A 7,853-nucleotide genomic window follows, 5' to 3' on the forward strand; every position below is an offset into this window, starting at 1 on the left:
CCCGTTACCCGTTACCCGTTACCCGTTACCCGTTACCCGTTACCCGTTACCCGTTACCCGTTACCCGTTACCCGTTACCCGTTACCCGTTACCCGTTTTGTGGCATTTTTCCGCTTGTCGCATTTGTTGCATTCTCTCCGGTGCCATTTGTGGCATCATATCCGGTATGAGCAATTCGCTGATGGCCGGGTTGCGCCGGTCACTCCCCCCGGATCAGCTCATTTCTGAGCCTGAAGACCTGTACACGTACAGTTATGATGGGACGCCCATTCTCAAGACGCTGCCGGAAGGCGTGGTTTTTGCCAGGACGGTCGAAGAAGTCGCGTCCGTGCTCAAGCTGGCCACGGAAACCCGGACCCCGATCGTCACGCGCGGTTCGGGCACCGGCTTAAGCGGGGGCAGCATCCCGGTTCCGGGCAGCGTGGTGCTGTGCCTCAGCCGGATGAACCGCATCCTCGAACTTGATGGCGATAACCTGACGCTGCTGGTCGAACCCGGCGTGATCAATCAGGATGCCGGGCTGAAAGCCGAGGGCGTCGGCCTGTTCTACCCGCCCGACCCCGGCTCGATGAAGGTTTCAACCATCGGAGGCAACGTCTCTGAGAACTCGGGGGGGTTGCGCGGCCTCAAATACGGCGTCACGCGCGACTACGTGATGGGTTTGGAGGTGGTGTTGCCCACCGGCGAGGTCTTCTTCACCGGCAACAAGTGCGTTAAGGACGTGGCCGGCTACTCGCTAAAAGACGTTTTCATCGGGTCGGAGGGTACGCTCGGCGTCATCACAAAGATCCTGTTGAAACTTATTCCCAAACCGGCGGCGCGAAAGACGTTGCTCGCCGTCTACGACCGGATGGATGAAGCCGCTGCAACCGTCTCAGCCATCATTGCAGCGCGGATTATCCCGTGCACGATGGAGTTTCTGGACCGGACGACGATCCGCTGCATTGAAGACTTTGCGCACGTGGGTCTGCCGACCGACGCGGAAGCCATCCTGCTCCTGGAATCGGATGGGCACCCGGCGGCCGTGGAGGACGAGGCACGGCAAATGGAGGCAATCGCACGGGCGAAGGGTGCACGCTCAGTGGCGCTGGCAAAAGACGTTGACGAAGCCACCCGGCTCATGACCGCACGCCGGATGGCGATCCCGGCAATGGCGCGGGTTGCCCCGACGACGATCCTCGAAGATGCGACCGTACCCAGATCAAGACTGGCCGAGATGGTGCGCTTCGTGCAGCACACCGCGCAAAAGTACCGTCTGACGGTCGGCACCTTTGGCCATTTCGGCGACGGCAACCTCCACCCCACCTTCCTGGCGAACGAACGCGATCCGGACGAGATCCACCGGGTCCATGAGGCGGTTCGCGAGATTTTTGCCTACGCGATCGAACTCGGCGGCACGATCAGCGGCGAACACGGCATCGGCCTGACGAAGAAATCGTTCCTGCCCGGCGCGATCGGCGAACTTAACGTGCGCATTTTACAATCCCTGAAGCGCGCGTTCGATCCTCAGGGGATCCTGAATCCCGGAAAAATTTTCCTCGACTGATCCGGCAACGATCGCCGGCGGCATTCCTGACCCAACGCTCTCCCCTTGCTGAACCGATATGCAACCTGCCGCGCCCCTTCTCCTGCACCGGCACGATTCCCTCAAGACCCTGGACTACTCCGTCCTGCAACAATGCATGCACTGCGGGTTCTGCCTGCCCACCTGCCCGACGTACGTCGCCACCGGGCTGGAGCGCAACAGCCCCCGCGGGCGGATCGCACTGATGCGTGGGATCGCCGACGGCGCGCTGCCCTTATCAAAAGGGTTCGGTAAGGAAATGTATTTCTGTCTGGGCTGCCTGGCCTGCATGACCGCCTGCCCTGCCGGGGTTGATTACGCCCAACTGTTCGAGGCTGCCCGGGCCGATATCGAACGAACCGGGGTCCTGCGGCGGCCGGGCCGCGATTGGACGCGGCGGTTGCTCCTGGGCGAACTTTTTACCCGGCCGCGCCTGCTGCGGTTGGCCGGTCGAGCCCTCTGGGCCTACCAGGCGCTGGGACTCCAGGGTCTGGTGCGCGCGATCCTGCACCTTACGCGGGTCGTACCCGAGTCGTGGCGCCGGCTCGAACTGCAAACCCCTAAAGTGCAGCCGCGGTTTTCGCATGAACTCATCCCGCCGATCCTGAAACCGGCGGGCCGCCCCCGGTTCCGGGTCGGCCTCTTGACCGGCTGCGTACAGGACCTGGTTTTTTCAAACATCAATCGGGATACGGCGGAAGTGCTGGCCGCAAATGGCTGTGAGGTTTGGACGCCGCCCGTGCAATTCTGCTGCGGCTCGCTGCACGCTCACAACGGGGAACCCGAGTGGGCCCGGAAGGTCGCGCGCCGCAACCTTGACCTGTTCCCCGTCGCTGAGCTTGACGCGATTATCACGAACGCCGCCGGGTGCGGTTCCCATCTGAAAGCGTACGGCCACCTGCTCAAGGATGATCCGGAATATGCGGAGCGCGCCCAACTCTGGTCACAAAAGGTCAAGGACGCCAGCGAATGGCTGGTGGCGATCGGGTTCCGCCCGCCCGCCCCGGGTGGGCCCTCGCCGACCGGGTCTCGTGAGCGCCTCACCTACCACGAAGCGTGCCACCTGTGCCATGGTCAAAAGATCAGCCGCGAGCCCCGGGAACTTCTTCGGGCACTGCCGAAGGTCGAGATGGTCGAACTGCCCGAGGCCACGTGGTGTTGCGGTTCGGCAGGGATTTACAACATTACGCAGCCCGAGATGTCCAGGCGCTTGCAGGAGCGGAAAGTGGAACAGGTGCTCAAGACCGGGGCTTCCATCGTTGCCCTGGGTAACCCCGGCTGCCACCTGCAACTGGTGAATGGATTGGCCGCACGCGGGATCACGTCCATCAGGGTAGAGCACCCCATGAGCCTTCTGGCGGCTGCGTACCGGGCCGAGGCTGCCAAACCGGCTTCCATGCCATGACGGAGGCACCGGCAGGCGGGAACCGCGGGGTTCAGGCCGGTTCCTGACCCGCACGCCCGGCCAAGTTCACAATGTTTCGTTATGAACGCGATGCGAAATTTACCAATCGGTGCGGAGGTTCAACCCGGCCGCGGCGTTCAGTTTCGGACCTGGGCGCCGGCCTCGAACACGGTCAGAGTCCGGGTTGGCAAGGAGATGGCGCTGGGCGAAGGCGCGGTGGAAAAGGAGTTGAAGCCCGAAGGGACGGGTTACTTCTCCGGGGCGGTGGAGCAAGCTCAGGCCGGAGACTTTTATCGTTTCGTGCTCGACTCGGGCAGCTTCCCCGATCCGGCTTCCCGCTTCCAGCCGGCCGGCCCCCACGAAGCTTCCCAGGTGATCGATCCGCACGCTTACCGTTGGCAGGACGGCGCCTGGCCCGGTGTCGGCGACGGCCCGCACGTTCTGTACGAGATGCACATCGGCACGTTCACCCGGCAAGGCACCTGGGCGGCAGCCGCCGAACTGCTGCCGGGCCTGGCCGAACTCGGCATCACAATCCTGGAAGTCATGCCCATCGCCGAGTTTCCGGGCCGCTTCGGCTGGGGCTACGACGGGGTCGACCTCTTTGCCCCCACCCGGCTGTACGGCTCGCCCGACGAAGCCCGCGCCTTCGTGGATCGCGCCCATGGCCAGGGCCTGGCCGTGATCCTCGACGTGGTCTACAACCACCTCGGCCCGGACGGCAATTATCTCACGCAGTTCAGCAAGGATTACTTTACCGACCGCTACAAAACGGAATGGGGCGAACCGTTGAACTTCGACGGGCCCAACGCCAAACCCGTCCGCGACTATTTTTTGGCCAACGCGGCTTACTGGATCCGGGAGTTTCACTTTGACGGCTTTCGCTTCGACGCAACCCAGCAGATCTTTGACGCCTCGCCCAGGCACATCCTGGCCGAGGTAAGCCAGGCGGCGCGCGAGGCCGCCGGGTCACGGCGGGTGTACCTGGCGGCAGAAAACGAGCCGCAGGATGTGCGGACGATTCAAAGCCCGGCCAAAGGCGGCTTTGGGATGGATGTGGTCTGGAACGACGACTTCCATCATTCCGCGATCGTGGCGTTGACGGGCAAACGGGAGGCGTACTACACCGATTACCAGGGCTTGGCTCAGGAGTTTGTCTCCGCGGTCAGGTTCGGGTTCCTCTACCAGGGCCAGTATTATCACTGGCAGCAGAAGGATCGCGGCACGCCGGCATTCGGTGTGCCGCCGCACATGTTCGTGAACTTTTTACAGAACCACGATCAGGTGGCCAACTCCCTGGGCGGCCATCGGATCCATACGCTGGCGGCGCCGGGAGCGGTGCGTGCCGCGACCGCGTTGCTTCTGCTGGGGCCCTGGACGCCGATGCTCTTCCAGGGCCAGGAGTTCGCCGCTTCCACTCCGTTTCTGTACTTTGCCGACCACGTCGACTGGCTGGCCGAGAAAGTCGCGGCGGGCCGGACGGAGTTCCTCAAGCAATTTGCCAGCCTTTCCTCGCCCGAAATTGCCGAGCGGCTGCCCTCGCCCGAATCGGAAGCGACGTTCGAGCGTTGCCGGCTCCGCAATGACGAACGGCTGGAAGGCATCCACGGCCAGGTTTTCGAACTGCACCGTGACCTGATCCGGCTCCGCAAGAGCGACCCGGTTCTCGCCGGGCCGTCCCGGCAGGGACTGGACGCCCAAACCTTGAATCAGCGGGCGTTCCTCGTGCGCTATTTTGGAGAAGTCCCGGGCGACGACCGGCTGCTCATTTTTAACTTTGATCATGACGTTGAGGTGCGTCCGGCGCCGTTCCCTTTGCTGGCGCCGCCGCGCGGTCGGTGCTGGAAGGTTCTCTGGACGAGCGAGCACCCGGCCTACGGTGGTCAGGGCCTGCCCTTATGCGAGACCACCGGTCCGGTGAACTTGCCCGGGTTTTCAGCCATTTTGCTCAGCACTGAGCCCCGCCAGACGTGCGCCGGTTAGTTCCGGTGCTTCGACGGGAGCGGACCGGATCGAAAGGTGAACCCGGCTCGTCACGGACTGGCTCCCGTTCAACCCGGGCAGGTCCGATACAGCCGCGCTTACCCGCAATCGCGAATCCGAGGAGACGCCCGCGGCACTCCCAGTACCGGTGCCGCCGTCCAGGTTATGAGTGAACCAGACAAGAGCGACCCACGCAAGAGTGACCCGGATAAGACGGATCCACACGGGAGCGATCCCGGCAAAAAGACGCTCGGCGACACGTTGCGGGAAGTCTTGTCAATGCAACCCCCTTCCTACCCGACGCAGGACGAGCCGAAGCACGAAGAGAAGGAGCAGATGACCGAGCCGGCCGATGAGTTCAGGGATCTCGAGTCCAACAAGGCAAGAACGACGACCCCGGAGCCGGACGTCGGACCCCGCACGTGAAGCAAGGCCGGTAAGGCCGTCCCGGTTCCCGGCCCGCAAACGCCTATTTCTGACGATCCCCTTCGCCCAGTTACTTATGTCCAGTATCCCAGACGAAACCCATTCTTCCGACGACGCGATCGACTCTCCTCATACCACCGAAGAGAAAGTAGACGAGGCGGTTGAGGAAAGTTTTCCTGCGAGCGATCCGCCAGCGTGGCCGTCTCGCTCCCGTGAGGAATCGGATTCGGACGTCAAGCCGTGAGCTCGATTTGGTACCCCCTCGTTTTGATGGCGGCCAGTTGATTTAAATGTGATCAGGGGAATGACGCCGAAATGGGAGGCGCCAAAACTGGGAGTCCGTTGGACGATCGGGGACGCCAGTAGTGCAGGACGGCAGGCCCTCCGCCTGAGCATTCTCGGCGCGTGGGGCATCTTCGGGTCCGACGCAGCGTACGTTGTCTGCGTAAACAGCTGCGACGTGGAAACGATGCGGCGCTCGCTCGGAGAACTTCCGGATGAGGTTGCCTGGATCCAGGTCGCCGGGATGAATCCGCGTTTTCTTCCGTTCTGTGACAAGAGCCTGAGTGAAGGTACTTCGTGGAAGTTTTCACCGGTTCGATGTTTTCCCGACCGGTATGAACTCGCGCTGGATAACGATTGCATTCTCTGGCGCTGCCCGCCGGCCGTGCGCGCATGGCTGGCGCGGCCCGCAGAGGTTTTGCTGGCTGCAGACGTAATCCCGGCCAATGGCGTCTTCCATGACCTGACTGGGCCGGTGGCCCTGAATTCCGGCATCCGGAGGTTCCCGGCCCGTTTTGATTACGAAGGCCAGCTCATTGACATGCTCCGGACCAGCGGGCGCATCCTGCGGCGCGAACTCGACGAACAGGGTTTACAAATCGCCACCCTGACCAGGTCCGGGCATTGCCACACCGTTCCGCTCGACGAAGTAACCATCTGTTCGCCATTTCCGCCCCACGTTTCTCACCTCGGCAGTTGCGGGGCCCATTTCGTGGGTTTAAACGTGCGGCATTTGCCGTGGGAATTCCACGGGCGGCCGGCCCTCGAGTGCCGGCTTGAACATTGGCAGACGCTCCTTCCGGAAGTGGAACGGCGCGTCGCCGAAGCCGTTCAGGCGATGGAGGCCGGTTCCACCATGGTTCCCTTGAATTTGGCAGGCGCTTCGCTGACCCCGAAGTTGGTCGCGTGAAGCGCCGCGATGCGTTCCATCTCGCCGGACGTCAGTGGCGGACCATCAGGTGCGGCCGCGAATTCGGCCAACTGCAGGGCATTGTAAATGTTAGGCAGAGTTGATGCCACCCGATCGTCTTGCAGCAGCCACTGAAGCGCCGCCTGACCGAGCGTCCGGCCGTCCCGTTCGAGGAAACGCAACTGCTCCACCTTTTTGACGCCGTCAAGCAGCCAGCTCCGCGGGCGATGGTTGCGGTGATCATTCGGCGGAAAGACGGTTTCCGCGGTGTAATGGCCTTCCAGCAAGCCCGAAGAGTGGGTAACCCGGATCAGGAACATGGTGTCCCGGCCGGCTTCACGGGCGGCTGCCTGGATGGACGCGCCCGGATGCTGCTCCAACACGTTGTAGATGTGTTGCACGCTCGCCGGGTTGCGCAGTTTGACGCAGTTGACCCCTTCATAGAGCCAGCCGATCGCAGGCCCAAGCGCAATGCCGTACGCACGCACCCGTCCGCTTTGTTTGAGGCGCTCCAGGGTTTCCCACACCGCATCGTCGTGCACCTGCTCCATCCGGATGTTATGAAGCTGCAGGAGGTCAATCCGGTCTGTCCCGAGCCGCCGGAGGGCGGCTTCGGTCGCGCGCTCGATCGCTGCCGGGGAAAAATCCTGCGGGATTTCGCGCTGGCCGCGCCGTTCGCTGCCGTGATGAACAAAGTCGTAGCCGACTTTCGTCGCCAACACCACCTGATCGCGCCGGTCGCCGAACGCTTTCGCCAGGAGCTCTTCGCTGTAGCCGTTGCCGTAAGTGTCAGCGGCGTCATACAGGGTAATGCCCAGGTCGAACGCCTTGTGCAACAGCGATAGCGCCTCGGCTTCGGTAAATTGTCCCCACCAACCGGTTGAAACGGTCCAGAGGCCAAAACCGACTTCGCTGACCTCAAGATCCGTGTTGCGATAACGACGATATTTCATGCCTTGGGCTCCATTATGGGCCGGTTGGATTCCCCCTGCAACCGTCATACGGTCACACGGCGGGCACAGCGACCGGGCGGGCACGACGTAAGAGTTCACACGGCGAACACGGCGAGCCACGGCGACCACGGCGGAAAGTCTAAATCATCCGCAGAGCACGCAGAAGCACGCAGAAAAGAGAATACATCCACAGATTACACAGATTGACACAGATTAAGAAACCCTGGGCAACTGTGAGCTTGACACTCGCACCCACCCTCCATGCTGCCGCTCCGAACTCCGAACTCCGAACTCCGAACTCCGAACTCCGAACTCCGAACTCCGAACTCC

At 62.5% G+C, this 7,853-nt stretch carries 6 protein-coding genes; 5 read left to right on the forward strand and 1 reads right to left on the reverse strand.

The features are described 5' to 3' along the window. Window positions 1-166 precede the first annotated feature (166 nt). From JO015_16380 to JO015_16400, 5 genes are all read left to right on the forward strand, one after another. Window positions 167-1,546, forward strand: coding sequence for an FAD-binding protein (locus JO015_16380; protein MBW0000676.1), 1,380 nt, complete (start codon window positions 167-169; stop codon window positions 1,544-1,546). A 58-nt stretch (window positions 1,547-1,604) separates the two neighbouring features. Then, window positions 1,605-2,969, forward strand: a complete 1,365-nt coding sequence (locus JO015_16385) for a 4Fe-4S dicluster domain-containing protein (GenBank protein ID MBW0000677.1) — start codon at window positions 1,605-1,607, stop codon at window positions 2,967-2,969. An 81-nt stretch (window positions 2,970-3,050) separates the two neighbouring features. Further along, window positions 3,051-4,952: a malto-oligosyltrehalose trehalohydrolase gene (gene treZ, locus JO015_16390; protein MBW0000678.1), complete on the forward strand. Its 1,902-nt coding sequence runs from the start codon at window positions 3,051-3,053 to the stop codon at window positions 4,950-4,952. Window positions 4,953-5,117: 165 nt separating this feature from the next. Further along, window positions 5,118-5,378, forward strand: a complete 261-nt coding sequence (locus JO015_16395; GenBank protein ID MBW0000679.1) for a hypothetical protein — start codon at window positions 5,118-5,120, stop codon at window positions 5,376-5,378. Between the two features lie 304 nt (window positions 5,379-5,682). After that, window positions 5,683-6,570, forward strand: coding sequence for a hypothetical protein (locus JO015_16400; GenBank protein ID MBW0000680.1), 888 nt, complete (start codon window positions 5,683-5,685; stop codon window positions 6,568-6,570). Here the strand turns inward: JO015_16400 and JO015_16405 are convergent. After that, window positions 6,492-7,523, reverse strand: coding sequence for an aldo/keto reductase (locus JO015_16405; protein ID MBW0000681.1), 1,032 nt, complete (start codon window positions 7,521-7,523; stop codon window positions 6,492-6,494). The genes JO015_16400 and JO015_16405 overlap by 79 nt on opposite strands. Between the last annotated feature and the right edge of the window lie 330 nt (window positions 7,524-7,853).

The sequence above is a fragment of the Verrucomicrobiota bacterium genome (genome assembly GCA_019247695.1).
Classification (GTDB): Bacteria; Verrucomicrobiota; Verrucomicrobiia; order Chthoniobacterales; family JAFAMB01; genus JAFBAP01.

Excerpts from the sequence above, each read along its gene's own strand:
- JO015_16385 (MBW0000677.1), top strand. The coding sequence starts at position 1,605 with ATGCAACCTGCCGCGCCCCTTCTCCTGCACCGGCACGATTCCCTCAAG.
- JO015_16380 (MBW0000676.1), top strand. The coding sequence starts at position 167 with ATGAGCAATTCGCTGATGGCCGGGTTGCGCCGGTCACTCCCCCCGGAT.
- treZ (MBW0000678.1), top strand. The coding sequence starts at position 3,051 with ATGAACGCGATGCGAAATTTACCAATCGGTGCGGAGGTTCAACCCGGC.
- JO015_16405 (MBW0000681.1), bottom strand. The coding sequence starts at position 7,523 with ATGAAATATCGTCGTTATCGCAACACGGATCTTGAGGTCAGCGAAGTC.
- JO015_16400 (MBW0000680.1), top strand. The coding sequence starts at position 5,683 with ATGACGCCGAAATGGGAGGCGCCAAAACTGGGAGTCCGTTGGACGATC.
- JO015_16395 (MBW0000679.1), top strand. The coding sequence starts at position 5,118 with ATGAGTGAACCAGACAAGAGCGACCCACGCAAGAGTGACCCGGATAAG.